Genomic DNA, 26,840 nt, shown 5'->3' on the forward strand with positions numbered 1-26,840 from the left:
ATGGAACAGAAATGGGTAGTTTTTTATGTGTCTTCTCATGGTTTTGGGCATATGACGAGAAGTTTGGCGGTTATTGAAGAAATCATGAAACAAACATCTGATCATGTTTATTTAGTTTCTGGTGCGTACCAAAATGAGTTTGCCCGAAATTATTTAAAGAAATTTGCTGATCGTATGCAGTATAAAGATCTAAAAACAGATATCGGACTAGTAGCTGTTCAAAATGGGTTAACGGTTGATGTGGAAGAAACCGAACAGCAATTGACTCCATTTGTAGCTAGTTGGGAAAATATTGTGGCAGAAGAAGTGGTGCAGTTAAAAGACATGTCTATCAAATGTGTTCTGACCGACATCACACCTATAGGAGCTTTAGTGGGAGAGAGATTGAAATTGAGAACCATAGGGTTGTCTAATTTCACTTGGGTAGAACAATATGAGTTTTTTCATATCCAACAGGAGATTATTGAGGCTTTTAAACAAGCTTATTCTCAGTTAGATTTGTTTGGTGAGTATGCGTTGGCTTTATCCATGGAATCTGTTAATTGTCCTAGAAAGTCTATTGGATTTTTGTCTCGAGAATTGGATTGGAGTAAAATAAGTGATTTGAAACAGCAGTATGGTCATAGTCTATTTATTTCTTGCGGCAAAGCGGTAAAAATAGATCGTGTTCATATTGAGAATTATCACGGGACTGTATTTACCACAAGCGGTATAACGGTTACTGGAAGTGATCAAATCATTGAGTTGGCAACTGACACACAAGATACTCACAATTATCTTGCAGCGAGCGATTTAGTGATCGCCAAAGCAGGATGGGGAACAATTTCTGAAGCTATTACGGCAAGTAAAAAATTGGTATTGATTGAACGGGAAAGTGTTTTAGAAGACACTCACAACATTCAACAGTTAAAAGAGGACCATTTGGCTATCTCAATAAAAGAAAGTGAACTGGCTTCGTTGGATATTTCTCAGTTAGAAGCGAGGGCTGACCGGAGTATTTCATTAGAGCGACTAAACCAGTATAGCAATCAACAAGATAAAGTAGTCGAGTTGCTTGGGTTGAAGTAAACTTTTACTTGTCTCTAACTTCGTATAATTGTATCTTTTTCAGCAAAAACGTTATAGTAAGAGCATATTAAAGTGAAAAGGAGTCTTGAAAATGGCACATTCTATAGATTATTCTTCGAAAGAGTATTTGGATAAGGTGGATGCTTGGTGGCGAGCGGCCAACTACCTTTCTGTAGGGCAGTTGTATTTGAAAGACAACCCGCTCTTACGAACACCTCTAAAAGCGAATGATTTAAAATTCAATCCAATCGGACACTGGGGAACGATCCCGGGACAAAATATGATTTATGCTCATTTAAATAGAGTCATCAATAAATATGATCTCAATATGTTTTTTATTGAGGGACCTGGTCATGGTGGACAAGTAATGGTTTCCAATTCTTATTTAGATGGCAGTTATAGCGAAATTTATCCTAAAATCACTCAAGACGAAGCTGGTATGCAAAAACTGTTTAAACAATTTTCATTTCCAGGCGGAATCGGTTCTCATGCGGCACCTGAAACACCAGGATCTATTCATGAAGGAGGAGAACTGGGATATTCGTTATCTCATGGAGTAGGAGCAATCTTAGATTATCCTGATGTGATTGCTGCGGTCACGATAGGGGATGGAGAAGCTGAAACTGGGGCTTTAGCCACTGCTTGGTTCTCGAATGTTTTTATCAATCCGGTAACTGATGGAGCAGTACTCCCAATTTTGCATTTGAACGAATACAAAATTGCCAATCCTACCATTCTGTCTAGAAAGACAAATGAAGAATTGACGCAATATTTCAAAGGATTAGGGTGGGACCCGATTTTTGTAGAAGGATCTGATCCAGAAAAAGTGCATCCATTGATGGCTGAAAAAATGGATACAGCGATTGAAAAAATTCATTCAATACAAGAACAAGCACGGAAAAAAGACGCTGCGGAAGCAGAAATAGGTGTGTGGCCTGTATTGATCGTGCGTACACCAAAAGGATGGACAGGACCAGAAGAATGGGAAACTGAACCAGTAGAAGGATCTTTCCGTTCGCACCAAGTTCCAATACCGGTAGATGCAGAACATACAGAGCATCTAGATGCACTAGTAAACTGGTTGCAATCGTATCGACCAGAAGAATTGTTTGATGCTAATGGCACAGTGCTGGATGACATCAAAGAGCTGGCTCCAAAAGGCAATCAACGAATGGCAGCCAATCCGATCACTAATGGGGGAATCGATCCTAAGCCATTAACGTTGCCTGATTGGAGAAATTATGCCATAGATATCAAAGTACCTGGACAAGAGGATGCTCAAGACATGACGGAATTCGGAGGTTATGTACGCGACATCATTACAGCTAATCCGACTCATTTTCGGGCATTCAGTACAGACGAATTAAAATCCAATCGTTTGAATCGGGTATTCGAGGTAACCAATCGGCAATGGTTAGAAACCGTCAATGAACCGGAAGATGAATTCCAAGCCGCCAGTGGGCGAGTGATTGATTCTCAGTTATCAGAAAACCAAGCTGAAGGTTGGCTGGAAGGTTATACGTTGACCGGAAGACATGGTTTCTTTGTCAGCTATGAAGGCTTTTTGCGAGTCATCGATTCGATGTTGACTCAACATTTCAAATGGCTGCGTAAAGCGGATGAATTAAAATGGCGGAAAAAATATCCGTCTTTAAACATCATAGCTTCTTCGACAGTATTCCAACAAGATCATAATGGATATACTCACCAAGATCCTGGAATATTGACTCACTTAGCAGAGAAAAAAGTGGAATACATTCGAGAATATTTACCAGCAGATGCCAATACACTACTGGCAGTAATGGACAAAACTTTTCGATCATCACAAAAAATCAATTTGATCGTATCCAGCAAGCATCCTAGACCTCAATTTTACAGCAAAGAAGAAGCAGAAGAATTAGTTGAGAAAGGGCTGAAAATCATCGATTGGGCAAGTAATGATGATGGAGAACCAGACGTTGTCGTCGTTACAGCAGGAACTGAACCAAATTTAGAAGGGTTAGCTGCGGTATCGATTTTACGAGAACACTTCCCAGAATTGAAGATCCGCTTTATCAATGTTGTGGATTTATTGGTGTTGCGCAGTCAGAAAAAATCACCGCATGGATTAAGCGATAAAGTTTTTGATGAATACTTTACTAAGGACACACCGATTGTATTTGCTTTTCATGGTTATGAAGGGTTGATTCGCAATATGTTCTTTGACCATAATAATCGAAATCTGACGGTTCACGGCTATAGAGAAAATGGTGATGTGACCACTCCGTTTGATATGCGAGTCGTCAATAAGGTGGACCGCTTTAATTTAGCCAAATCGATCGCTTCGGTTGGTTTAGGATGGAAATCTGACGAATTCACGAAAGAGATGGATGATTTGCTGCAAAAACATCATGAGTACATTCGCGAAGAAGGAAGAGATATCCCTGAAGTGACGGAATGGAAATGGAGCAATCAGTAAACAGCTAGTATCGATCAGCATCAAGAAAAGCTCACAAATATCGTGAGCTTTTTTTGATGGGACGTTAAATTCTTCTTTACAGACTAGCTACTGAAGGATAAGTTCGATATAATAAACTGAAAAGCAAAGGTATCTGAGAGAACATGAAGGAGTGTTAGAAGAATGATTGATCTGCATTGCCATATTTTGCCAGGTGTTGATGATGGCGCTAAAACGATCGAAGATTCAATGGACATGGCCAGAACAGCTGTGGAAGAAGGAATCACCCATATATTGGCAACCCCTCATTATAAAAATGGACATTGGGATATTGAGAAAAAAGACATTTTACCTTTAGTAGAAGAGGTGCAAGACGAATTAGATGCTAGAGGAATCCCGTTGACGATTTTTTCTGGACAAGAAGTTCGAATCAATGGAGAACTTATGGAAGACATTGAGTTGGAAAAAGTTCAATTTATCGACGAAGGACAACAGTATGTGTTGATTGAATTTCCAACGCCATCTATACCGGCATATACAGAATCTTTATTTTTTGAATTGCAGCGTTCAGGCGTTACTCCGGTGATTGTTCATCCAGAACGGAATCATGCAGTGTTGAAAGATCCGAATGTCCTGCTGCCGTTTATTGAACGGGGTGCGTTAGCTCAGCTGACAGCAGCCAGCTATACAGGCGGATTTGGAAAAGAGATTCAACAAGTCAGCAAAAAATTGATTGAAGCGAACTTGGTTCATTTCATTGCATCAGATGCACATAGTGTTTCTAAACGTTCGTTCCATATGAAAGCAGCTTTTGAAAAATTGGAAAAAGAGTACGGTGCTCGTAAAGTAGAAGAATACCATCAAGTAACTAAAGACTTGATCAATGGGGACGTAGTTGTTCCACCGACACCTTCAAAAATCAAACGCAGCAAATTATTCGGGCTATTTTAATCACACAAAAAAGAAGAGGCGCATATAAGCCTCTTCTTTTTTGTGTACTTAATCTGCTGTGACGCTCAATGCGATTCCTTTGGCGAAAGCTTGTTTTTTAAGCAGCTGTTTTGCATAGTCAGCAGCTTGGGTTTCATTTAAAGAAGTAGTGTCAAAGTGCAATTGGATGCCTTGTTTTTTAATGTATGTATAAGATGGATCTTCATTCTTCTCTAAAAGAGTGATGATTTCTTTTTGCATGAACGGACTAGTGACTTTTATCATTATAATACCTCCTTTTATACGCTATTATTTTAACCGTTTTCATTTGAGGAATCAATCTATTTTCAAAACAGATTTTACAGCATCTGTTATAAGATGCAGATTGAACGATAGAAACGTCGAGGTGTATTTTCTGACTAGGAAAAAAAGGCTAAATTTAGTATACTGAAGGAGTGCATAAGAAATACGGATAAATTACAAAGAAAATTTATTATTACTTAGGAGGAACGAAATGAAAAAAGTTAGAAAAGCGATTATACCAGCGGCGGGATTGGGAACACGATTTTTACCTGCAACAAAAGCAATGGCAAAAGAAATGCTGCCGATTGTTGATAAACCGACTATCCAATTTATCGTAGAGGAAGCAATTGCTTCTGGAATCGAAGAAATCTTAGTGGTGACAGGTAAGAGTAAACGTTCTATCGAAGACCATTTTGATTCTAATATCGAATTGGAAGAAAATTTGAAAGAAAAAAACAAACTGGAACTATTGAGGTTAGTAGAAGAAACAACGAAAATCAAATTGCATTTTATCCGTCAATCTTATCCAAAAGGTCTTGGAGATGCTGTATTGCATGCTAAAGCTTTTGTAGGAGACGAGCCATTTGTGGTTATGCTTGGGGATGACTTGATGGAAGATGAAGTACCATTGACGAAGCAATTGATCGATGAGTACAACAAAAACAAAGCTTCGAATATTGCCGTTATGGAAGTACCAAAAGAAGAAACATCTAAATACGGGATCATCAATCCTGAAAGACAAGTGGGTAAAAAATTATACAACGTCCGCAACTTTGTTGAGAAACCTAAACCAGAAGAAGCTCCAAGCAATTTAGCGATTATTGGTCGTTACTTATTGACACCGGAAATTTTCAACATACTGGAAACACAAAAACCAGGTGCCGGAAATGAAATTCAATTAACGGATGCTATTGATAAACTAAATACGACTCAACGCGTGTTTGCTCACGTCTTTACCGGTAAACGTTACGATGTAGGAGACAAGTTCGGCTTTATGCAAACTAGTATCCAATACGGATTAACGCATCCTGAAATAAAAGATTCTTTATGTCAATACATTATCGATCTAGGAAAAGAACTAGAAGGCAAATCCAATAAAAGTAAATAACGCATGAAAGAAACAGTTGCTCTCATTATACTTTGAGCAGCTGTTTTTTTCATATTATTGTCGCACTTAGAAGGTTGCAGCTATGATATACTGCACGTAAGTTAAGGGACTAGGGTGTGGTAAAAATGAAAATAAAATGGCGAGTCAAAATGATTTTACTTAGTGTAGGCTCAGTGCTATTCATCAGCGGAATTTTTCTATTTGTTGAAATGAGAAATAATCAAAAACAAGCCCGGTTGACGACTGAGTATATGACTTCAGATGTCTATCAACGCGAAAGCATTCGAGACCGTGCTGAATTTGTCACTCAAAGAGATGGAGAAATGGACATTGTAGTTTTAGGCAGCAGTGTAACGAAGGGATTGGGTGCTACTGAAAGCCAACCGGTTTGGGGCGAATTAATGGAACGTCATTTGAACGCTCATAATAATATTCAAGTCTCTGTTCACAATTATGGATATAGTGGGTACAGTACATCGGATTTGATAGAAAAGAATAAGATTAGACCTGTAGTAGAAGCTGCACCAGATTTAATTATTTTTGAGTTGTGTTTGATCAATAATAATCGATACCCGCAAAATTCGTTGGTACAGACTACAGCAGATATCCAGTGGATCATGGAGACCTTTACTAGAGAACTTCCAGATACGTTGGTCATCTTCACTACTGCGAATCCTACCATTTTTAATAATGTGTTGTTGGCTGACGGAAAGCTGACTTATGACCAATACAATAAAGCTGTCAGTGCATTCATTGAAGAACAAAACTGGCCGTTGATTGACATTTACGAACTAATGATGCAGGAATTGAACAATCAGCATAGACCTGTTGAAGACATTCTAACGGATCATGTCCATCCCAATGGAAATGGTTATCAGTTGTGGTTCGATGTAATGCAAGAAAAATTGTTTGTTCCTGTGAGTGGATTGTAGGAAAAAGTCATCAAGCATATAAGTTGCGATTTCGACCAATTTTTTTTATTCTATTAATGTACTAAAAAAACTTTTAGGAGGCTAATGATGAATCAAAAATTTGATGAATTGAAACAGAAGCTTAAAAGTGTTGATAAAGCGCAGGTTGGTGATTTGATGAAAGATTTCGAACGGGCTAAAGACGACGGAAAAATCAACGAAAAAGAACGCCAAGAACTGATGGATGCAGCAAAAAACGCAATAGGTGGAAAAGATCATTCTAAAGGGTTTGGCCTCTAAATTGAATAAAAAACAAAACTTAGATTTGTCTGAATTCAGGCCAGTCTAAGTTTTTTTATGGTTGAAAATAAAATGATGTCTACTCAGGGCGTTATTGTTTAGCAAATGAAAAGAATAACGTATAATATGATTAGATTCATAACTACTATATTATAGAAAAGAGGAATTCTTATGACAAAAGTTGGTTCATTTCTTAAAGGTGCTTTAATCGGTGCTGCAATAGGATTGTTATATGCTCCAAAATCAGGGAAAGAATTACGCGCAGAATTGATGCAAAAGAAAGAAGATGCAAGAGATAGAGCTATGGATTACACAAACATGGCAAAAGAAAAAGGCTCTGATTTGCAGCAGGTTGCAAAAGATACTTCAGACGACATCAAAGTAACATTAAAAGCAGGATTTGAAGATGTAAAAGGTCAAGTTCAAGAAACTGCTGAACAAGTGAAAAGTGATGCTAGTACTGTAGTTGATACTGCAAAAGAAACAGCGGAAGAAGTAAAAGGAAAAGCTGAAGAAGGTAAAGCGGAAGCTGATCAAACAGCAGAAGTGGAAAAACCTTAAGTTTGACGGTTAGAAAAATAATAGGGGTTTGAGTGTCGAATAGAGAAATGAATGAGGGGAGGAAGTAAAATGGGTCTTGCTATAGGAATCGTGTTGGTTCTCTTGGCTGCTGGTTTGATTTTTTTGAATTTAGATTCGATGGTAATGCTGAATTTAGGTTTCACAGAATTCAATCTGCCGTTATGGGCCATCATGACAGGTTTGTTAGTAGCTGGTTTGATTGCTGGTTGGTTGATCATGCTTTCAAAAGAAAAGAAGAGTAAAGAAAAGTTGCATGAGAAAAATGAGAAGCTGAGAGATCACGAAGACAAAATTCGGATTGCTGATAAAACTAAAGAAGAAGCTGTTGATCAAGCGAAAAAAGAAACACAATCAGAGTTGATTAGGAAAAATGCTGAAATTGAAGGATTAAAACAACAAGTCCATACTCTAGAACAAGAGCTGAACAAACAGTTTCCTCACAATACTGCTGAACTTTCAAATACATCATCAAAAACTTCGAAAACTCCTGTTACACAAACTGAAAAACGTGTAAGAGAAGTACAAGTTGAGCCAGAGAACGAGAAAAAGACTAAATAAGTTTTCTCCAATGAGTACTTTATTTCATAGACAAAACAAAAAAGTGAGGCACATGCCTCACTTTTTTGTTTGCTTATATTGTTTTTAAGGTCTATTAGTTAAATCATCATCATTGTCTACAGTAACGTCACCTTGAGTATCCACATCTAAATCTTCTTTTCGCACAGTTTCTGAAACTTCTTTGGTTTCTTCTTTGGTTTCCTTATTAATGACAACTTCATCTGTCACAACAGGACGCTTGGTGACTTCAATTTGTTCTTCAGTGATTGGAATAGTAATTTCTTCATCACCGATAGTTCCGTCAGCAGGTTCGTTTCCTGAAACAGGACGTTTTTCAATCGTCACTTCTTCATGTTGAACAGGGACTTCTACTGTTTTTGTTTCTTCTGTGACATTTTTCTTAACATGTACTTCACCAGTTTGGACTTCGTTGGTGTCTACATCTAATCTTTCTTCTTGAAGAGAGATTCTTTCTTCATCCGTTACAGAACGGTCAGTTGTTGGAACAGGATCAATCGTATGATCCACATCATTGTTTAGAGTGTCATCTGTTCCAAGATCTGGGGCAGGATCTACTACTCCGTCACCTGGTAATGGAGTAATACCTTCGCCTGGAACCGGAGTAGGATCTACGATTGGAGGAACTGCACTAGGATTAGAAGTGTCTAACGTATCTCCTTCAGTGTAGTTCGTATCCGCTGTACTTCTATCAATATTAGGATTGTCTTCCACTAACACAACGATGTTCCCATTGTCGATATCTTCTTTATAGTTGTATAGAACATCTTCGTCTCGGTTATAGTCAGGAGAATCGTAGGATGACTCATCATAAGAGTCTACTGTAAAGACATCTTTGATTTTGTCCCACATCGACTTGTCGTCATTACCAGTATCTCCATTAGACGTTTCATCATAATCTGTTGTAACCTCTACATCAGTATCGAGAGAAAGAGAATCTTTCACCGATTGATTGGTCACCAAAGTAATGTCATTTTCAGAATACCCTTGCGAAACTAGGACGTCAATTGCTTTCTGTGCTTCTTCTATAGATAGATAACTTCCTTCTACAAACTTGCTCATAATGAATTTCCTCCTTTTATTCTGCGTGGTTTCTTGATACAAATTCATTGTACATACTTTTGTCATATTTGGCTAATGATATGTTTATAGAGTAACCAGTTCAATTATGAAAATAAAGTAAACCTTATCATATTAACAAATTAAACTGATTTAGAAAAAATGAAGACAAATTATTTTTCACTAAATGAAAATATTTCCTTAATTTAAATGTTGACGAAAATATTTTCATGCAGTAGAATGAAATCAAGAAATGTATAAAAGCACTTACAAAATGGAGGGGTAAGAAATGAAAAACAAGTTTTTTGAACGGGCACAGCAATTTGGGAAATCTTTTATGTTGCCAATTGCGATTTTGCCTGCAGCAGGTTTATTGTTGGGGATTGGGGGAGCTTTATCTAATCCAAATACGATAGGGGCATATCCTATATTGGATGTAGCTTGGTTGCAAAGTATTTTCACGATTATGAGCAGTGCAGGGAATATTGTGTTTGCCAACTTGCCGGTTATCTTTGCAGTCGGTCTAGCAATTGGTTTGGCAAAATCTGATAAAGGTACTGCAGCATTAGCTTCATTGATTGGTTACTTGGTAATGAATGCTACAATGAATGCGATATTGGTGTTAACAGGTGATTTGGCTGCAGATAATTTGGCAGCTGCGGGACAAGGTATGACATTAGGGATTCAAACTTTAGAGTCTGGTGTTTTCGGTGGTATCGTAGTTGGTATTCTTGCAAGCTGGTTGCACAATCGTTACAATAAGATCGAATTGCCGCAATACTTAGGGTTCTTCGGTGGTTCTCGTTTTGTACCGATCGTGACTTCGTTTGCAGCTATTTTATTAGGTGTAGTCATGTACTTTGTATGGCCGCTATTCCAAAATGTGATTGCTGGAGTAGGGGATGTTGTCAATGCAACTGGTTATGTAGGAACGCTATTATATGGATTTATTTTACGCATGCTTGGACCACTTGGTTTGCACCACATTTTCTATCTGCCATTTTGGCAAACAGCTGTCGGCGGATCATTAGAAGTTGGTGGAGAAATTGTTCAAGGAACTCAAAACATTTTCTTTGCTCAATTAGGCGACCCTAGTACGACAGAATTTTTTGCAGGAACATCACGCTTCATGTCAGGTCGTTTCATTACCATGATGTTTGGATTGGTAGGGGCTGCATTTGCGATTTATAAAACAGCAAAACCTGAGAATAAAAAAGTTGTGGGTGGATTGATGTTGTCAGCAGCTTTAACTTCTTTCTTAACTGGGATCACTGAACCACTGGAATTCTCATTCCTGTTTGTAGCTCCAGTATTGTACGTTGTTCATGCTGCATTTGATGGTTTTGCTTTTATGTTTGCACATATTTTTGACATCACTATTGGACAAACGTTCTCTGGCGGTTTCATTGACTTTATTTTATTCGGAGTATTGCAAGGTAATGCTCGCACGAACTGGTTGTTAGTTCTTCCAATCGGAATAGCTTGGTTCTTCTTGTATTACTTTACATTCACATGCTTGATCCGCAAATTTAATTTCAAGACGCCAGGCAGAGAAGAGAAATTAGCAGCAACACCTACAGGAAATACTGTAAAAGAAGGAAGAGCTGTAAATATCATTGAAGCATTAGGCGGAAAAGATAATTTAGTAGACGTAGATAACTGCGCCACTCGTTTACGTGTGACTGTAAAAGATGGTTCTTTAGTTAACAAAGAATCATTGAAAGCTACAGGCAGCAGTGGAGTGTTGGTAAAAGGAAATGGGATCCAAGTTGTGTACGGACCGCAAGTTTCTGTTATTAAAAATGAAGTGGAAGAAGTATTGGAGGAATATGAAGGATGAAAATGATTGATCAAGTAAAAGGTGGTTTGATCGTTTCTTGTCAAGCCTTGCCAGACGAACCATTGCACAGTTCTTACATTATGGGGCGTATGGCAGTAGCCGCTGAACAAGGCGGGGCAGTAGGGATTCGTGCTAATACAAGAGAAGATATTATTGAAATCAAGAAAAATACAGAGTTGCCGGTCATTGGAATCGTTAAACGCGACTATGACGATTCTCCAGTTTTCATCACAGCCACAATGAAAGAAATCGATGAGTTGATGGAATCTGGTTGTGAGATGATTGCTTTAGATGCAACCGATCGCATTCGTCCAAATGGGCAAACATTGCAAGAGTTCGTCTCTACAATACGTGAAAAGTATGGAGATATCCAATTGATGGCTGACTGTTCAACTGTTGAAGAAGTGTTTGAAGCTGAGAGACTGGGCTTTGATGTAGTTTCAACTACTTTAATGGGGTATACAGAAGCATCTAAAGGACACGACATTGCTGAAAATGATTTTGCACGACTAAAAGAAGTTTTAGCTCATGTAAAAGCACCCGTTATCGCAGAAGGAAATGTCAATACTCCTGCAAAAGCTAAACGTTGCTTAGAGTTAGGGGTAACTTCAGTGGTAGTCGGAAGTGCCATAACAAGACCACAACTTATCACAAAGACATTTGTAGAAGGTATGAAATAAAAAATGATTTAAATGTGAGCTCTCACTCTTGTGGGAGCTCTATTTTTTTGTGAGAGGAAATCTATTAGTCAAGTAATTCAGTGAGTCAGGTTCACTTGACTAATAGAGATGGTCTATTAATCAAGTAGATGAACTTATATTGAGCACTTGATTAATAGGAGGATGCTATTGATCAAGTACTAGCATTTTTTATGATCACTTGACTAATAGATCTATAAATTCAATTAAATAGAGTTTTTCACTGTTCATTCACTCAATAAAAGAAGTTCACCTATTTTAGGTGAACTTCTTTTATGTATTATTTTAATTTTAGTGCTTGAAGTGTTTTGTTTCTGTTGTCTAAGTATGTTGGATTTTTTAACAAAGAGTAGCAGAGGATATCTAAAATAAAGATGATGGAGATCTGGCTATTAATGAAACGTTCATCTGTAATGTATTGATTTTCAGAAGTAAACAACACGCCATCCGAAACTTCTGTAAGAGGGGTATGGTTACGATTCGTTATCGTAAAGACGGGAGCTCCAACTTGATTTGCTGCCTTTCCGGCTTCAATGACCGACTGAGAAGTTCCTGAATTGGAGATGCCGATAAAGAGATCATTCTCATCTAGTAAAGAAGCGCTCATCAGCATTTTATGGGGATCTAAAGCTACGTCGGCATTCAACCCCATCCGGATCAATCGGCTTTTTAATTCCTCAGCGCTCAACCCGGAACTGCCTAGCCCGCAAATTAAAATTTTGTTAGCTTGATCAATGGTATTGACCAAAGCTCTTAATTGATGGATATCCATCAGTTCAGTAGAAGATTGGATCAATTGATTATAATAAGAAGCAATCGTTTCAGGAACTTCCAACTTTTCATTTTGCTCCGTATTTAATTCTTGAGCGACGAAAGTTTTGAACTCAGCAAAACTAGTGTAGCCGACCTTATGACAAAATCGAGAAATAGTCGAAATTGAGGAATCCGTTAATTTTGCGAGGTCTTTGATATTCCAATGCGTGATTTCTGGCAAATGTTTGGAAATAAATTCTGCTATATTGCGTTCTTTCTTAGACAGCAAAGAATAGTTTTGTGATATTCGATTGGAAAAGTTTAGATTCTGCATAAGTCATCCTCCAAAAAGTATAAATGTCTTTACTAATAGTATACCACTCTAAAAGGAAAAAATAAGTGATTCTTTACCAAAGCAAGTACTAGCTAAGAACTCTTTATATTTTGGGGACAAAGAAGCCAGGTAAGAAATAATTCTTACCTGGCTTTTCATTGAGTCGATTATTCTACTGTAACACTTTTAGCTAAGTTTCTTGGTTTATCCACGTCATTGCCGCGGTGTAAACTAGTATAGTAAGCAATCAATTGAGTCGGGATGACACTCACTAACGGAGTTAACAATTCATGAACTTTTGGCAATACATACGCATCTTCTGGCTGGTTTAATCCATCCATCGAAATGATCATGCTGTGTGCTCCGCGAGAAATAACTTCGTGCGCATTTCCACGAGTGTGTCCCGCTGTTTTTTTGTCTGTGATGATAGAGATGACTGGAGTATTGTCTTCAATCAAAGCAATGGTTCCGTGTTTCAATTCCCCAGCAGCGAAACCTTCCGTTTGAACGTAAGAAACTTCTTTCAATTTCAATGAAGCTTCCATCACTAAGTAGTAGTCGATTCCGCGTCCAATGTAGAAAGCGTTGCGGCTAGTGCTTAAATGAGTCAATGATAACTGTTCAAAGATTTCTTTATCATCAATCACAGATTCAATAGCTGAAGCTACGATAGCTAATTCATGAGCAACATCCATTTCTACAGGTAAACCTTTTGCTTTTGCAGTCAATTCAGCTAAGATAGACATGACAGCGATTTGAGCTGTGTAAGCTTTTGTTGATGCTACAGCGATTTCCGGACCAGCATACAGTAATAATGTAAATTGAGCTTCACGAGAAAGAGTAGAGCCTGGCACATTTGTCAGTGTAAGAGACGGATAACCCATTTCATTTACTTGAACCAACACTTGACGGCTGTCGGCAGTTTCTCCACTTTGTGATAAGAAAATGAAGAATGGTTTTTCCGTCAATAATGGCATATTGTAACCAAATTCGCTCGATAAATGAACTTCGGTCGGGATATTGGTAGTTTTTTCAAGCAATTGTTTCCCAACCCAACCAGCATTGTAGCTTGTGCCACAAGCAACGATATAAATGCGGTCGCTAGCTAGAATAGAATCTAAGATCTCTGGATCCATTTCTAGTTCGCCTTGTTCATTTTGGTAGTTTTGGATGATTTTACGCATAACAGCAGGCTGCTCATCAATTTCTTTAGCCATATAGTATGGGTAAGTACCTTTTCCTAAATCGTTCGCATCTAAGTGAGCTGTATAAGGAGCGCGGTCGATAACGTCTCCAGCCAAGGTTTCGATTTGAATGCCTTCATGTGATAATGTAGCTACTTCACCGTCCATCAGCTCGATGAATTGATTTGTTTCTCTAATCATAGCCATTGCATCACTACAAATAACATTGAACCCATCACCTGTACCTAACAATAGAGGACTCTTGTTTTTTGCTGCATAAATCACATCAGGATTTTCATTGTCCACTAAAGCAAGAGCGTAAGAACCTTTCAAAGCAACGATAGCCTTTTTGAAAGCATCCATCGTGTCTAATTCTTCAGACTCCGCAAACCAAGCAATCAATTGAACAATGATTTCAGTATCTGTATCACTGTGCAGTTCAACATCTTGCAAATAAGCGTCGCGAACTTCTGCAAAATTTTCAATTACTCCGTTGTGGACAATCGAAAAACGACCGCTGTTTGATTGATGAGGATGAGCATTGTCTACACTAGGTGCTCCATGAGTAGCCCAACGTGTATGGCCGATTCCTGAAAAAGCAGCAACTGATTGATCGACTTTATCGCGTAAAGCAGCGATACGTCCTTTTTCTTTGAATAAATGACCAGTTTGACTGTCATCCATTACATAAATTCCAGCTGAGTCATAACCACGATATTCTAAAGTATCTAAACCATGTAATAAAATTTCTTTTGCATCTTTATTTCCGATATACCCAACGATTCCGCACATTTGCTGTTCCAACTTTCTTTTTATGATTTTTTTTATGAACTTTTCTAATGTAGTAGTTGTCAGACCTGTATCTAACCAAATACAATACTACGATAAATTGGTATAGACAATAAATTGGAGGCAAAACAACGAGAACAGTTACATAATATAGCACCAAAAAATAGAAGTCAAACATTTATTTCTTTTTTATTTTAAATTGGTATAGACGTTTAATCGGAGAGGGGGAGTATTGTGCTTCTAGAGAGGGAATGTCTATCAGAATAACTAAAAAGTCCCTTGTTGATTTAACCTGAGTCAACTAGGGATTTTTTTGTTTTGTCAAAAAAACGACACATTTAGAGGGAGAAAAAAAGTCGAAAAAGGTTATCGTTTTTCTCCTTTTTGAAAACGTGCTATACTCTATGCAAATTAAAAAACACACCTTTTTGATTTTACTCCAGTTTTAACCTCAGATTTTACCGCTTTTTCTCATCTAGATGGATCCAACACAAGTATCTTTTTCTATTAGTTCGTTTGTTTTGTTTTTTTGGTGCACTATTATTTTGTAAGAAAATACAGCAGTTTATTTGAGTTTGCCAAATCACAAAGAAAAGAGGTCTAATGTATGAAAGAAACGAGAAAAAGAATTGTCACAGAGTTGCCCGAAAAGCAGGTCGCGGATGTTTATTTTGATGGACGTTATGGAGCATTGTACGAGGAAAAAGAACAAGCTTCGTTAGAATTGTTCACATACTGTTCAGATTATGGCGAAATTCAGTATAGATATCTGAAAAGATCGGTCCCTTACTTAATTAGCGGCGAACAATATTATGATATCATTACTCCTTATGGCTATGGAGGACCGAATATTGTAGCAGCTATAGATGCTGAGAAGCTTATCGTAGAATTCCAAAAAGCATTTGCCCAACACTGCAAGGAACAAAAAATTGTCAGTGAATTCATCCGGTTTCATTTGCTGAAAAATAAAGAAGTTGTGAATAGATTTTATGGGGAAGCAGTCTTTTCCGGAATGAATATTGTCAAAGACTTGCGCGAGCCTATTCTCCAAGATTGTAGTAAAAGCGTTAAAAGAACTATGAAGAAAGCACAGCAACAAGGCTTTGAGGTTATCTATGATACATCAGGAGAACGGTTAGATGATTTCTTAACAGTTTACTATTCTACTATGGACAGAAACGGTGCGAATAATTATTATTACTTTGATGAAGATTTCTTTAGACGCTTAAATCAAGAAATGGAAGGTCATTACGTCTATGTCCATGTTTTGCTGGAAAATAAAGTAATCGCAACCGGATTAACCCTTTATGGATCAACTTACAGCTATGGATTTCTAGGAGGGACCTTGAGCGATTATTTTACTTACAACCCCACAACCTTTTTAGAAATCAAAAGTATGGAATGGCTGAAAGAAAAACAGGTTGACTATTATATACTCGGAGGGGGTTACGAACCTGATGACGGTATCTATCGTTTCAAACGCAGCTTTGCTAAGACCACTGGAGATGTCCCCTTTTATATCGGTAAAAAAGTCCATGATTCCACTATTTATCAACAGTTAGTCCAACAACGTTCTAAAGAACCAAACTTCGATCCATCTAACTCGTACTTTCCTTTATACCGCTCCTAACATCAAAAAATTCCAAAAACAGATTTAAAATCCATACAACTTCGCATTACCCTTACTCGCAACACAACCACGAAAACCACTTCTCAAAAAACTCAAAAAATCCTCATCCACCATAAAACTCAATTGAAAAGAAAGAAGGGAACTGGTTATGTACAAGACCGTTAAACCTTTAGTCGATGTTATTGGCGCGTTGATCCTGTTCTTTTTTGTATGGCCAATCATCCTTTTTTGCGGAATCTGCATTAAATTGGAAGACCCCTCTGGTCCAGTCTTTTTCCTTCAAAAACGAGTTGGAAAAGAAGAAAAGATTTTTCATATCTATAAGTTGAGAACGATGAATTCAAACACAGATCGAAAAGGAACTTTATTGTCTGATTCTGAACGAATGCTGCATTGCGGAAAATGGATTCGAAAGTTAAGTTTGGATGAGTTGCCTCAGATCATCAATATCTTAAAAGGAGAAATGAGCTTCATTGGACCTAGGCCGCTATTGCCGGAGTATTTAGCTTTTTATACTGAAAAAGAGACCAAGCGTCATTCAGTGAAGCCCGGCATAAGCGGCTGGGCTCAAATCAATGGGAGAAACTCCTTAACTTGGGAAGAGCGGTTCGCATTAGACCTAGATTACATTGATCAGTTGTCTTTTAAATTGGACACTAAAATCGTTTTGTTAACGATAAAAAAAGTACTGTCTGGCTCTGATGTGATAGAAGACGAATCGGAAGAATTAGCAGATTTTGATGTCTACCGAATGAACCAAATGCGCAGATCAAAATAGGCATGAACATCCTTCCGTTATCGATTTATTTAGAAAAGAGGCGTATGTATGATACAAAAAAGTATGTTGACCAAAGAAATCACGCAAAAATCAGAATGGGACGAAGCAATTGGTTTGTTTCAAGAAAAAGATATTTATTTCACTTATGACTATATGCAGCCGTTTCGAAAAAATGGTGATGGAGAGCCGATATTGTTTTATTTTGAGTCGTATTTAGGTAAAGCAGCTTATCCCTTTATGTATCGTGATATTGCTGAATCTGCTCACTTGAAAGGGAAGATTCCTAACCGAACCTACTTTGACATCAGCGGTGTTTATGGATATGGAGGTCCGCTGGTAGAAGTAAATCCTTTATATGATTTTAGTAGTGTGATAGAAATACTCAAACATGATTTCCAAGAAATTTTTTCAGCATACTGCAAAGAAAAAGGGATTGTTTCTCAATTTGACCGTTTTCATCCTTTGTTGAATACTCATGAATTTTTTGCAGATTATTGTACGGTCACACCAAATAAAAAAACGATTTGCTTAGACCTAAAAAGTGTAGAGTTTCTTACTCAAAATTTAACTTCAGGGTGTCGAAATAAAATTCGTCAGGCTGAAAAAAATGAGATAACAGTAGTTGTAAATGATCGAGTAGAGACGTTAGAAGCATTTAAGCAAATGTACCATTCTACGATGACACATAACCAAGCTTCGGATTATTACTTTTTCAACCCCCACTTTTTTGACGATATAAAACTTCACCAATCGTCACATCTGATAGTAGCGAATGCTTACTATCAAGATAAAATCATTGCCTCCGCATTGATTTTGAGCTTCGATCACTTTCTTCATCATCATTTTTCAGGATCCTTATCAGAATACCGTCATTTGAAACCGAACAACCTATTGTTCTACGAAATTGCCAAATGGGGAAGCGAACAGGGTTACCAAAGCTTTCATTTAGGCGGAGGACATGAATCAGAAGGAGATTCTTTATTCCGCTTCAAAAAAAGTTTCTCTAAATCAGAACCAAAAGATTTTTATATCGGAAAAAAACTCCACGATCCAGTTAAGAGTGATTTTTTAGCACAGATTGCTGGAAAATTTTCTAACGGACCCTCTGATTATTTCCCGATCTACCGCAGTTAGCTGTTAGCTGATAAAAAGACAGAAAGGAGTACAGCTATGAGAAAAGTCTTAATCGTTGCTTCTGTTTCTGAAATGATTGAAGCGTTCCTGCTGCCTAATATTGAATTGTTGCAAAACATGGGGAATGAAGTTCATGTAATGGCTAATTTCAAAGATACGGATGCATTGAGACAAGAGCGGATCAATTTGTTCAAAGAGCAGTTATTGAACAGAGGAGTTATTTCCTATTCTTTGCCTATCCATCGCGATCCCTTTCATGTAGAAAATAAAAGAGCCTACCATCAAATGAAGGAGATTATTGAAACCGAACAATTTTCTATGATCCATTGCCACACACCGATTGGCGGAGTATTAACTCGTTTAGCTTCCAGAAAAGTGAGAGAATCTGGAACAAAAGTAGTCTATACAGCTCATGGATTTCACTTTTTTAAAGGAGCACCGCTAAAGAATTGGGCAATTTTTTATACAATTGAAAAAATGTTGTCTAAGTACACTGATTGTTTGATCACGATCAACCAAGAAGATTATTCTGCGGCACATTCCCATCAGTTCAAAACGAAAATAATCGAAATGATTCCAGGTGTAGGGATCAATCCATTAAAGTTCAGACCAGTTACTGAATCCAAAAGAAAATACTTGAGACAGCAGTATGGATATGAAGACGAGGAATTTATTTTGATCTATGTAGCAGAATTAAGTTATCGAAAACACCAAGACATGCTCATTTCAATGATGCCGAAATTACTGGAGACTGTTCCGACTGCCAGATTGCTGTTAGTAGGTGATGGGGATGAAGACAAATTGTATGAGTATCATTCCTTGATCCACGAACTAGGTATTGAGGACCAAGTGAATATGTTGGGTTTCAGGAGGGATGTCAATGACTTGATGTCTTTATCAAATGTTGTAGTCTCCGCTTCCAGACAAGAAGGACTTCCGGTAAATGTGTTGGAAGCGATGTCGATTGGATTGCCGTTAGTAGTGACTGATTGCAGAGGGAACAGGGATCTGGTCCATGATGGGGAAAATGGATTTGTAGTCGATATAGATGATACAGATCGTTTTGTTGAAAGAATCATAGAATTGCATCAAGACAAAGAAAAAAGAACAGCCTTTAGTAAAGAAAATTTAAGAGCTATCAAAAGTTACAGTGTGCACCACGTTAACGATACGTTACAAGCTATCTATCAAAAAGTTTTCCATCTCATTGAGCAAGATGAACTGAAAAAAGAACATGCAGCTTCTTCTGCGAAGACTACTACGCAATAAACCAGAAAAAATCCTCGTTTATCCTCTTTTGATGTACCAGCTTTTTTAAAAACCACTCTTTTCATAGAACAGCATAAACTACTGGAGCCTGACTCTAGTAAGATTTGAGGTGTTACTTTTGCCAAAAAGCATAAAAAAAAATTTAGGTTATCAAGTCTTATTTCAAACGATTCGTATTTTGATGCCAATCATCACAATTCCCATTGTTTCCAACGCCCTTGGTTCAAAAGGAATTGGTATCAGTTTATTTTCCGGATCAATTGCAGAGTATTTTGTGTTGTTTTCCAGTCTGGGGATAGGCATTTATGGGAATAGAGAAATTGCCATAGTCAGAGATGATTCTGAAAAGTTGACACGTACTTTTTCAGAACTGATCATTTTAAAAATCCTGACAACCGGAACTTCCCTCATCGGCTATTTCGTATTGGTTCATCTATTTTTTGAAGGGAATATTTTTATTTACTTTCTTCAATCGTTTCATATTTTAGCCGTGTTGTTTGATATTTCCTGGTTTTTCATGGGACTGGAAGATTTTAAAAAAGTAACCTTATCAAACTTATCGATACAAGTATTGATGTTCTTGTCGATTGTTTTGTTCATCAAAGATTATTCAGATCTGTATTTATACGTCTTTATCATTGCTTTTGCCAACACCTTATCTCAAGCGGTCATATGGATATTCGCTCGTAAATACGTTCGTTTTCAGCACATCGAACTCTCTTCTTTACTGCACCATTTGAAGCAGATGTGGGTTTATTTCATTCCTCAAATCGCCATCACCCTGTACAGCACATTGAATCAAACCATTTTAGGTGTGATTTCCGGCGAAGTAGAAGTAGGGATTTATGGAAATGCCGTCAAATTGAGTACTACGATCGTTACGATGATATCCACTATCAATAATGTCATGCTGCCTAGAATGAGCAATCTTTTTGCCAATCAGCAACTCCAGCTTATTAAAACCTCTTTAAGCGATGTGATTCATGGGCAGTTGTTTATTTCAATTCCTGCTGTATTTGGATTATGCGCAGTCATTTCTTCTTTGGTTCCTTGGTTTTTTGGTCAAGATTTTTTAGGCTTGATTCAGTTGATTCCCATTTATTCTGTTGTGATCATTGCTGTTCCTCTAGGAATGTCCGTTTCCAATCTTTATTTGCTGCCGACTGGAAACACTCGAACATATACTTTTTCTGTTTTTTTAGGCGCTGGAATGAGCGTTGTCTTGAATCTCTTACTGATCCCTTCATTTGGAGCATTGGGAGCCATCTTGACGACGATTTTAGTAGAGATGTTTGTCACAACCTATCGCTTGATGTACCTAAGAAGAAAAATACAGTTTGCATTGGATTATCGCTTGATAGGAAAGTATGTAACAGCTGCAGTGACTATGTATATTGGAATTGTTTTTCTGACCCGTCATTTAGCGCCCAATATGCTGACCAATTTGATTCAGTTGATGATAGGCGTCGTCATTTATACAGGTATGTGTCTCGTGTTAAAGGTGCCTTTAGTCAAAACCATTTTTCTTCGTCTATTCTTAAAAATGAAAGATGTAAGCAGCAAAGTCATCCAATAATTTAAGATAAATAAGGAGAGATTGCGATGAATCAAAAACCTCGAACTAAACTACTTCCAAACTATTCGATCAAAGAGATGAGTCAACTGTTCTTCCGGCAACACAGAGTCGCGATACGTAAAGTGGCTTTTTTAGGGCTAGACAACAGCATGATTTACTTAGCGACCGTACTGTCTTACATCTTTTTGGATCCTTACATTCTTATCCCAGTAGAAACGTTCTTTGTCGTTGCAAATTTATTTATACTGGTTTATTCGATTTTAGCGTTGAAATTTGATTTATGTGCGACGTTGTATCGTTATACAGGGGTTAAAGATTTAATCACATTGTTTATGAGTTTGACGATTTCTTTTCTTGTAGTGGTCGTAATTACACCGTTTATTCTCTCTTTCAGCAGCATGCGCTTGAACTTGTTGGTCTATTTACTTTCTTTATTGATTGTAGGCAGTAGACACATTTTGTTCCGCATCTTTTTTGAACTGAGAGTTTCATTTGAAAAGAACGGCTTAACGAAAAGGCAGATTCGTACTTTAGTAGTCGGCGCAGGAGATGGCGGCAGTATTTTTATCAAAAGTATCCAAAGTCATCCTTCTGATATTCAATTGGTTGGAGTGGTAGATGATGATGCTGCAAAACAACAATTGAACTTTTATGGGGTAAAAATTTTGGGAACCACAAGAGACATTTCAGAACTGGTCAAACAGTATGAAATAGAACAAATCACCATCGCCGCCCCGAGCTTAAGCCCGGAAGAGCTGGATCGAATCTTAGGCATTTGCAATAGCAGCGGTGTTACAGCAAACCTTATTCCATCCATAGAAGATGTCATGAATGGCAAGTTGACCGTTAGTCGTTTCAGATCGATCGATGTAGTCGATTTATTGGGCAGGGAAGAGATCGAGTTGGACACGACTGCTTTATCGAATTCTATTTGCGGAAAAGTGATTTTGATCAGCGGTGCCGGCGGATCAATCGGCTCAGAAATTTGCAGAATCGTAGCGACATTTTCACCCAAAAAAATCGTCTTGCTTGGGCACGGAGAAAATTCTATTTATCAAATCCATAGAGAGCTGTCTAAAAAATATGGAAGCCGCATTGAATTGTCTCCTGTAATAGCCGACGTTCAAGATCGAAAAAGAATTTTTGAAGTGATGCAAACCTATCGACCAGATATCGTGTATCATGCAGCGGCTCACAAACACGTTCCTATGATGGAATACAATCCGATTGAAGCTGTAAAAAACAATGTTTTTGGATCTAAAAATATGGCGGAAGCTGCTAAGGCGGCCAATGTCCAAACATTTGTCATGGTTTCTACAGATAAAGCAGTCAATCCGCCAAATGTCATGGGAGCCACTAAGCGGATCGCAGAAATGATCGTTACAAGCTTGAATGAAAAAGGGAAAACAAGGTTTGCCGCTGTGCGATTTGGAAATGTGTTAGGCAGCAGAGGCAGTGTGATTCCGCTGTTTGAAGAACAAGTGAGAAATGGTGGCCCTGTAACGGTAACCGATTTTCGAATGACACGTTATTTTATGACGATTCCGGAAGCGAGCCGATTGGTGATTCAAGCAGGTGCGTTAGCTCAAGGAGGAGAAATATTTGTCTTAGACATGGGGAATCCAGTCAAAATCGTAGAACTGGCGAAGAAAATCGTTAAATTAAGCGGATTTTCAGAAGAGGAAATCCCTGTTGTGGAAACGGGTATCAGACCGGGAGAAAAGTTATATGAAGAACTCTTGGTTGCCAATGAACGAACCGATAAAAAAGTTTACGATAAGATTTTTGTTGGAAAAGCTGTCAATCGTCCAATGGAAGATGTCCTCTTCTTTTTAGACCAATTAGCAGGTTGCAAGCCTGAAGAATACAAAGAAAAGCTGATTCAATTTGCTAAAGTGGGCGAAAAATCTATCGTTGAAAAAGATGCACAAGTTGTCCAAATGAACCAGCCGTTTTCCAAAGAATTTTCTGCTGCAAAAGAGAAGTCTCTAGCGCCGGCTTAATCTTAACGATGAAGAGAACGGGAGGAAAATACTATGATGAAATCAAAACAAATCTTATTGTCTTCACCTCATATGTCTGGAAATGAACAAAAGTATATTGATGAAGCTTTTGAGACCAATTGGATAGCCCCTTTAGGACCTAATGTCAATCACTTTGAAACAGAATTAGCCAGGTATTCTGGGACTGTTGGAGCTTCTGTAACCAGTTCTGGTACAGCAGCAATTCACTTAGCTTTAACTACTCTGGGAGTGAAAAAAGGGGACACTGTGTTTTGTTCCACATTCACATTTATTGCCAGTGCAAACCCGGCAGTATATTTAGGGGCAGAAGTGGTGTTCATTGATTCCGAATTGGACAGTTGGAATATGTCTCCTGAAGCTTTAGAACGTGCGCTGGTTGCAGCGAAAAAAGTTAATCGCCTGCCCAAAGCCATTATCGTCGTCAACTTGTATGGTCAAAGCGCAAAAATGGATGAACTTTGTGTCATCGCAGATGCTTATGGAGTGCCTATTGTAGAAGATGCTGCCGAATCGTTGGGAGCAGAGTATAAAGGCAAAAAGAGCGGCAGTATTGGGAAAATCGGTATCTACTCCTTTAATGGAAATAAAATTATTACGACCTCAGGAGGCGGGGCGATGGTTTCCAATGACGAAGAACTGCTGATTAAATCACGCTTTTTGGCCACACAAGCAAAGGATGCCGCGCCACACTATGAACACAGTCAAATCGGATATAATTACCGGATGAGCAACATCTTGGCAGGAGTAGGAAGAGCTCAATTAGCCATTTTAGACGAGAGAGTTCAACAAAGACGAACTGTTTTTGAACGGTATACAGCAGAACTCGAATCTCTTGAAGGTCTTCATTTCATGCCTGAACTAGCTAATACAAAATCCAATCGTTGGTTGACAACGATGTTGATAAATCCAGCAGTTATCAAGACCAACCCATTTGACGTGATGGTGGAAATGAATGAACAAGGTATTGAAACAAGAGCGTTGTGGAAACCGCTGCATCTCCAACCTGTTTTTAAACACACAGCTTTCTATGCTCATCGACCAAATGAAATGCCTATTTCCGAAGCCTTATTCACCACTGGAATTTGCTTGCCAAGTGGCTCGAACATGACAGAAGATGATCAATACAGAGTCATTGATGCACTGAAAAAAGTGTTGAATAAGCAACCTGCAACAGTAAAAGCTGTATAACCCCCTCCTAAAAAACATCTGCTTTACATTCATCAAACAAGATTTTCCTTTCCATAAATCATTCGCTTTCCATCTTAAGTACCGAAAGAGGAGTGTGACATTAAATGAAAAAAATCGGTTTAATTGTGCCGTACTTCGGGGAATTCCCTAACTATTTTGACTTATTTTTGAAAAGCTGTGCATTCAATCCATCTATCGATTGGTTGATTTTTACAGATAATGAAGTTGAAGAATTGCCAAGTAACGTCAAAATAGTGTCTATGACATTTGATCAGTTGAAAAGCCTGATTTCTTACAAATTAAACACCTCAGCTGCTTTACTCGATCCGTATAAATTATGCGACTACAAACCTGCTTACGGAAAAATATTTGCTGATTATTTAGAGGAGTATGATTTCTGGGGACATTGTGATATTGATTTGATTTTTGGCAATTTAAGACAATTCATTACAGAAGAAATCTTAACCGAATACGATAAGATTTTTATGGACGGACATCTTATCCTTTACCGGAATACGAAAAAAGTCAATCATTCATTCGATTTGATAGGAGATAAAGATACGAGCTTCAGGTACTGTATTCAAGTTCTTGAAGTGATGTACTTTGATGAATGGGGAATCAATTTGTTGTACGAGAAATATGGGTTGCGGCAATACAATAATCCTAGATACGCAGATATTCTTCCTCAGTCTCCTTATTTTAGAAATGTTTTGTTTGGGGATGATCAGCATCATAAAAATCAGTTCTTCCAATGGAGAAACGGACATGTTTACAAATGCTGGGAAGAGAATGGAGAAATCCAGCAACGAGAATACAGTTATATCCATCTACAAAAACGTGCTTTCCCAACGCCCCCTTCCTCACTGACAAAAGAAGAAGCTTTTGTCATTTCTGCTTACGGATTTTACTCCTCTAATGAAACGGTCGAAATCAATAAGGCCAATTACAAACAAGCCTTTCAGTATCATGTCAAACGGCTTAAAGGCATCACCCCTATAAAAGTAAAACGTACTCTTAAGGGGTTGATGTTGTAAAAAAGTAACCCATTATAGGAAAGAAAGGAGTCTTTAAATGATGGTTTCACGACCCATAGAACTCGGTAAATCCACTAAAAGTTCTACAGGAAGCAGTGTACTGATTGTGATGACGTATTTCATAGGAGCCTTGTTGAATCAATCAGATGTACTATTTGGAATGAATATTTCATTGGCTGATTTTTTCATTGTTTTATTTATTGGAGCGCTGATCAATTATAATTTGTTCCATATATCATCCACTCACATCTTGGTATTTTTGCTTTTTTCAGTTGTGATTTTTATAAATGCGGTATTTGTCATCCCGAATCTATACCAAATCCCTGTTTATGCAGGAGCTGTATTGACGGATTATATCAAGGTAGTGGTCAGCTTTTTGTATTTTTTGGTTGGCTACTTGATCGCAAAAAACGGATTGAGTCAAACGCTTTTTAAATGGTTTGCGATCGCAGCTGTAATATTGGGTTGTTTAGGGATTATTTTTTCTCTTGTGCCTATTCCTCAAATGGTCGATTTATTATTTTATGAACAAGTGAGGTTGAAGGGGCTGATGAATGATCCAAATTACTTTTCGGTCATTCAATGTGCAGCGATAGCGATCCTATTGCGTTATAAACCTCTGCCTAGTTTATTCAAAATCGGTTCGATCTCTATACTAATTCTTTCTATTTTTAGTTCCGGTTCGAAAACTGGGTTTCTTACATTAGGATGTTTGCTTGTCTTTTGGATGTTCAATACTTTTCTGGAAGGCAAAATTGAAGTGAGGAAACTGATTTTCAACCTCATTTGCTTGTTTGTGGTGTTTTTCTTTCTTCCAAATATCCAAGCGATTTTAAGCAGCTTTTTAGAAATGATTTCCGATAAGTTCCCAGTTTTTTCCAGAGTAGAACTCTTGCTGACAGACTTTGACCAAGCCGTTACAGCAAATGGGTCTGGGCGGGAGGAGCAATGGGTCATCGCAATGGATTTGATTCAAGAATTTCCTTTATTAGGAGTAGGAAATACAGCCAACTACTTAACGGTTGTTCAAGGGATGAGCCCTATGGGAAATCTTGCTCACAATACGTATTTGCAAATGGCAGGAGAATGGGGTATACCTATAACCCTTTTTATGATGTATTACATTACTCGAGTATTTTTTATTTCGGTTTCTAAAGGGAAAAATAAACAAGTCCACCTTACTACAAAAGAAATGCTGGTTGCTTTTTTAGTCAGTTCGCTGTCCCTCTCTTTTAATAATTCCCGTATTTTTTGGCTTCTGCTAGGGATGGCAGTGTGGTATTCGGTAGAACTAAAGGAAAAAAACCACACAACAAAAAAAGACAGATGAAGAAC

The 26,840-nt window shown here is 37.9% G+C and carries 23 protein-coding genes; 19 read left to right on the top strand and 4 right to left on the bottom strand.

Annotation, left to right across the window (positions count from 1 at the left end; translation table 11 throughout):
• From BM137_RS02350 to BM137_RS02360, 3 genes are all read left to right on the top strand, one after another.
• Entirely contained in the window at positions 1-1,068 is a 1,068-nt protein-coding gene (locus BM137_RS02350) for a glycosyltransferase (protein ID WP_092479534.1), read from the top strand.
• Positions 1,069-1,171: 103 nt separating this feature from the next.
• Positions 1,172-3,526 (top strand): phosphoketolase family protein, encoded by a 2,355-nt coding sequence (locus BM137_RS02355; protein ID WP_092479620.1) that lies wholly within the window; start codon positions 1,172-1,174, stop codon positions 3,524-3,526.
• Positions 3,527-3,688: 162 nt separating this feature from the next.
• Positions 3,689-4,456 (top strand): tyrosine-protein phosphatase, encoded by a 768-nt coding sequence (locus tag BM137_RS02360; RefSeq protein ID WP_092479535.1) that lies wholly within the window; start codon positions 3,689-3,691, stop codon positions 4,454-4,456.
• Between the two features lie 48 nt (positions 4,457-4,504).
• On the opposite strand, the gene BM137_RS02365 is transcribed toward BM137_RS02360, so the two are convergent.
• On the bottom strand, positions 4,505-4,720 hold the full coding sequence (locus BM137_RS02365) for a hypothetical protein (RefSeq protein WP_092479536.1): 216 nt from the start codon (positions 4,718-4,720) through the stop codon (positions 4,505-4,507).
• Between the two features lie 229 nt (positions 4,721-4,949).
• On the opposite strand from BM137_RS02365, the gene galU reads away from it, so the two are divergent.
• The 5 genes from galU to BM137_RS02390 all read left to right on the top strand — a co-directional run bounded on the left by galU (position 4,950) and on the right by BM137_RS02390 (position 8,197).
• A complete protein-coding gene (gene galU, locus BM137_RS02370) occupies positions 4,950-5,846 on the top strand; it encodes a UTP--glucose-1-phosphate uridylyltransferase GalU (RefSeq protein ID WP_092479537.1) in 897 nt (298 codons plus the stop codon).
• A 125-nt stretch (positions 5,847-5,971) separates the two neighbouring features.
• Positions 5,972-6,778, top strand: a complete 807-nt coding sequence (locus BM137_RS02375) for an SGNH/GDSL hydrolase family protein (protein ID WP_092479538.1) — start codon at positions 5,972-5,974, stop codon at positions 6,776-6,778.
• Between the two features lie 87 nt (positions 6,779-6,865).
• The gene (locus tag BM137_RS02380) at positions 6,866-7,057 is read left to right on the top strand and encodes a hypothetical protein (RefSeq protein WP_244887620.1); all 192 of its coding nucleotides are present in this window, start codon (positions 6,866-6,868) and stop codon (positions 7,055-7,057) included.
• A 171-nt stretch (positions 7,058-7,228) separates the two neighbouring features.
• Entirely contained in the window at positions 7,229-7,618 is a 390-nt protein-coding gene (locus BM137_RS02385) for a YtxH domain-containing protein (protein WP_092479540.1), read from the top strand.
• A gap of 69 nt (positions 7,619-7,687) precedes the next feature.
• Positions 7,688-8,197 carry a lipopolysaccharide assembly protein LapA domain-containing protein gene (locus BM137_RS02390; RefSeq protein WP_177192469.1) on the top strand — a complete coding sequence of 170 codons (510 nt, stop codon included), beginning with the start codon at positions 7,688-7,690 and terminating at the stop codon, positions 8,195-8,197.
• An 84-nt stretch (positions 8,198-8,281) separates the two neighbouring features.
• Here the strand turns inward: BM137_RS02390 and BM137_RS02395 are convergent, their stop codons facing one another.
• A complete protein-coding gene (locus tag BM137_RS02395) occupies positions 8,282-9,277 on the bottom strand; it encodes a YsnF/AvaK domain-containing protein (RefSeq protein ID WP_177192470.1) in 996 nt (331 codons plus the stop codon).
• A gap of 286 nt (positions 9,278-9,563) precedes the next feature.
• On the opposite strand from BM137_RS02395, the gene ptsG reads away from it, so the two are divergent.
• Positions 9,564-11,114: a glucose-specific PTS transporter subunit IIBC gene (gene ptsG / locus BM137_RS02400; RefSeq protein WP_092479543.1), complete on the top strand. Its 1,551-nt coding sequence runs from the start codon at positions 9,564-9,566 to the stop codon at positions 11,112-11,114.
• Entirely contained in the window at positions 11,111-11,794 is a 684-nt protein-coding gene (locus BM137_RS02405) for an N-acetylmannosamine-6-phosphate 2-epimerase (protein ID WP_092479544.1), read from the top strand. The genes ptsG and BM137_RS02405 overlap by 4 nt, the downstream gene beginning before the upstream one ends.
• A gap of 298 nt (positions 11,795-12,092) precedes the next feature.
• Here BM137_RS02405 and BM137_RS02410 read toward each other — a convergent pair whose 3' ends face one another.
• Both BM137_RS02410 and glmS read right to left on the bottom strand, forming a co-directional pair.
• Positions 12,093-12,899 (bottom strand): MurR/RpiR family transcriptional regulator, encoded by an 807-nt coding sequence (locus BM137_RS02410; protein WP_092479545.1) that lies wholly within the window; start codon positions 12,897-12,899, stop codon positions 12,093-12,095.
• 167 nt (positions 12,900-13,066) lie between these two features.
• Positions 13,067-14,875, bottom strand: a complete 1,809-nt coding sequence (gene glmS / locus BM137_RS02415; protein ID WP_092479546.1) for a glutamine--fructose-6-phosphate transaminase (isomerizing) — start codon at positions 14,873-14,875, stop codon at positions 13,067-13,069.
• 604 nt (positions 14,876-15,479) lie between these two features.
• Between glmS and BM137_RS02420 the strand changes: the two genes are divergently transcribed.
• From BM137_RS02420 to BM137_RS02460, 9 genes are all read left to right on the top strand, one after another.
• The gene (locus tag BM137_RS02420) at positions 15,480-16,502 is read left to right on the top strand and encodes a GNAT family N-acetyltransferase (RefSeq protein ID WP_092479547.1); all 1,023 of its coding nucleotides are present in this window, start codon (positions 15,480-15,482) and stop codon (positions 16,500-16,502) included.
• 148 nt (positions 16,503-16,650) lie between these two features.
• The gene (locus BM137_RS02425; protein ID WP_092479548.1) at positions 16,651-17,280 is read left to right on the top strand and encodes a sugar transferase; all 630 of its coding nucleotides are present in this window, start codon (positions 16,651-16,653) and stop codon (positions 17,278-17,280) included.
• 48 nt (positions 17,281-17,328) lie between these two features.
• Positions 17,329-18,414 (top strand): GNAT family N-acetyltransferase, encoded by a 1,086-nt coding sequence (locus BM137_RS02430; RefSeq protein WP_092479549.1) that lies wholly within the window; start codon positions 17,329-17,331, stop codon positions 18,412-18,414.
• A gap of 36 nt (positions 18,415-18,450) precedes the next feature.
• The gene (locus tag BM137_RS02435) at positions 18,451-19,683 is read left to right on the top strand and encodes a glycosyltransferase family 4 protein (RefSeq protein WP_092479550.1); all 1,233 of its coding nucleotides are present in this window, start codon (positions 18,451-18,453) and stop codon (positions 19,681-19,683) included.
• Between the two features lie 118 nt (positions 19,684-19,801).
• Positions 19,802-21,259 carry an oligosaccharide flippase family protein gene (locus BM137_RS02440; RefSeq protein WP_092479551.1) on the top strand — a complete coding sequence of 486 codons (1,458 nt, stop codon included), beginning with the start codon at positions 19,802-19,804 and terminating at the stop codon, positions 21,257-21,259.
• A 77-nt stretch (positions 21,260-21,336) separates the two neighbouring features.
• Positions 21,337-23,262 carry a polysaccharide biosynthesis protein gene (locus BM137_RS02445; RefSeq protein WP_177192479.1) on the top strand — a complete coding sequence of 642 codons (1,926 nt, stop codon included), beginning with the start codon at positions 21,337-21,339 and terminating at the stop codon, positions 23,260-23,262.
• Positions 23,263-23,298: 36 nt separating this feature from the next.
• On the top strand, positions 23,299-24,471 hold the full coding sequence (locus BM137_RS02450; RefSeq protein ID WP_143084230.1) for a DegT/DnrJ/EryC1/StrS family aminotransferase: 1,173 nt from the start codon (positions 23,299-23,301) through the stop codon (positions 24,469-24,471).
• 104 nt (positions 24,472-24,575) lie between these two features.
• On the top strand, positions 24,576-25,505 hold the full coding sequence (locus BM137_RS02455; protein ID WP_092479553.1) for a DUF6625 family protein: 930 nt from the start codon (positions 24,576-24,578) through the stop codon (positions 25,503-25,505).
• Positions 25,506-25,542: 37 nt separating this feature from the next.
• A complete protein-coding gene (locus BM137_RS02460) occupies positions 25,543-26,835 on the top strand; it encodes an O-antigen ligase family protein (protein WP_092479554.1) in 1,293 nt (430 codons plus the stop codon).
• Positions 26,836-26,840: the final 5 nt, after the last annotated feature.

The organism is Desemzia incerta (assembly GCF_900115825.1).
GTDB classification, from domain to species: Bacteria; Bacillota; Bacilli; order Lactobacillales; family Carnobacteriaceae; genus Desemzia; species Desemzia incerta.

Bases quoted from the DNA above. Each gene is read 5' to 3' on its own strand.
- BM137_RS02455 (WP_092479553.1), top strand. From the start codon at position 24,576: ATGAAAAAAATCGGTTTAATTGTGCCGTACTTCGGGGAATTCCCTAAC.
- glmS (WP_092479546.1), bottom strand. From the start codon at position 14,875: ATGTGCGGAATCGTTGGGTATATCGGAAATAAAGATGCAAAAGAAATT.
- BM137_RS02420 (WP_092479547.1), top strand. From the start codon at position 15,480: ATGAAAGAAACGAGAAAAAGAATTGTCACAGAGTTGCCCGAAAAGCAG.
- BM137_RS02430 (WP_092479549.1), top strand. From the start codon at position 17,329: ATGATACAAAAAAGTATGTTGACCAAAGAAATCACGCAAAAATCAGAA.
- BM137_RS02405 (WP_092479544.1), top strand. From the start codon at position 11,111: ATGAAAATGATTGATCAAGTAAAAGGTGGTTTGATCGTTTCTTGTCAA.
- BM137_RS02460 (WP_092479554.1), top strand. From the start codon at position 25,543: ATGATGGTTTCACGACCCATAGAACTCGGTAAATCCACTAAAAGTTCT.
- BM137_RS02410 (WP_092479545.1), bottom strand. From the start codon at position 12,899: ATGCAGAATCTAAACTTTTCCAATCGAATATCACAAAACTATTCTTTG.
- BM137_RS02375 (WP_092479538.1), top strand. From the start codon at position 5,972: ATGAAAATAAAATGGCGAGTCAAAATGATTTTACTTAGTGTAGGCTCA.
- BM137_RS02445 (WP_177192479.1), top strand. From the start codon at position 21,337: ATGAGTCAACTGTTCTTCCGGCAACACAGAGTCGCGATACGTAAAGTG.
- BM137_RS02385 (WP_092479540.1), top strand. From the start codon at position 7,229: ATGACAAAAGTTGGTTCATTTCTTAAAGGTGCTTTAATCGGTGCTGCA.
- BM137_RS02425 (WP_092479548.1), top strand. From the start codon at position 16,651: ATGTACAAGACCGTTAAACCTTTAGTCGATGTTATTGGCGCGTTGATC.
- BM137_RS02350 (WP_092479534.1), top strand. From the start codon at position 1: ATGGAACAGAAATGGGTAGTTTTTTATGTGTCTTCTCATGGTTTTGGG.
- BM137_RS02365 (WP_092479536.1), bottom strand. From the start codon at position 4,720: ATGATAAAAGTCACTAGTCCGTTCATGCAAAAAGAAATCATCACTCTT.
- BM137_RS02435 (WP_092479550.1), top strand. From the start codon at position 18,451: ATGAGAAAAGTCTTAATCGTTGCTTCTGTTTCTGAAATGATTGAAGCG.
- BM137_RS02390 (WP_177192469.1), top strand. From the start codon at position 7,688: ATGGGTCTTGCTATAGGAATCGTGTTGGTTCTCTTGGCTGCTGGTTTG.
- BM137_RS02450 (WP_143084230.1), top strand. From the start codon at position 23,299: ATGAAATCAAAACAAATCTTATTGTCTTCACCTCATATGTCTGGAAAT.
- galU (WP_092479537.1), top strand. From the start codon at position 4,950: ATGAAAAAAGTTAGAAAAGCGATTATACCAGCGGCGGGATTGGGAACA.
- BM137_RS02360 (WP_092479535.1), top strand. From the start codon at position 3,689: ATGATTGATCTGCATTGCCATATTTTGCCAGGTGTTGATGATGGCGCT.
- BM137_RS02395 (WP_177192470.1), bottom strand. From the start codon at position 9,277: ATGAGCAAGTTTGTAGAAGGAAGTTATCTATCTATAGAAGAAGCACAG.
- BM137_RS02380 (WP_244887620.1), top strand. From the start codon at position 6,866: ATGAATCAAAAATTTGATGAATTGAAACAGAAGCTTAAAAGTGTTGAT.
- ptsG (WP_092479543.1), top strand. From the start codon at position 9,564: ATGAAAAACAAGTTTTTTGAACGGGCACAGCAATTTGGGAAATCTTTT.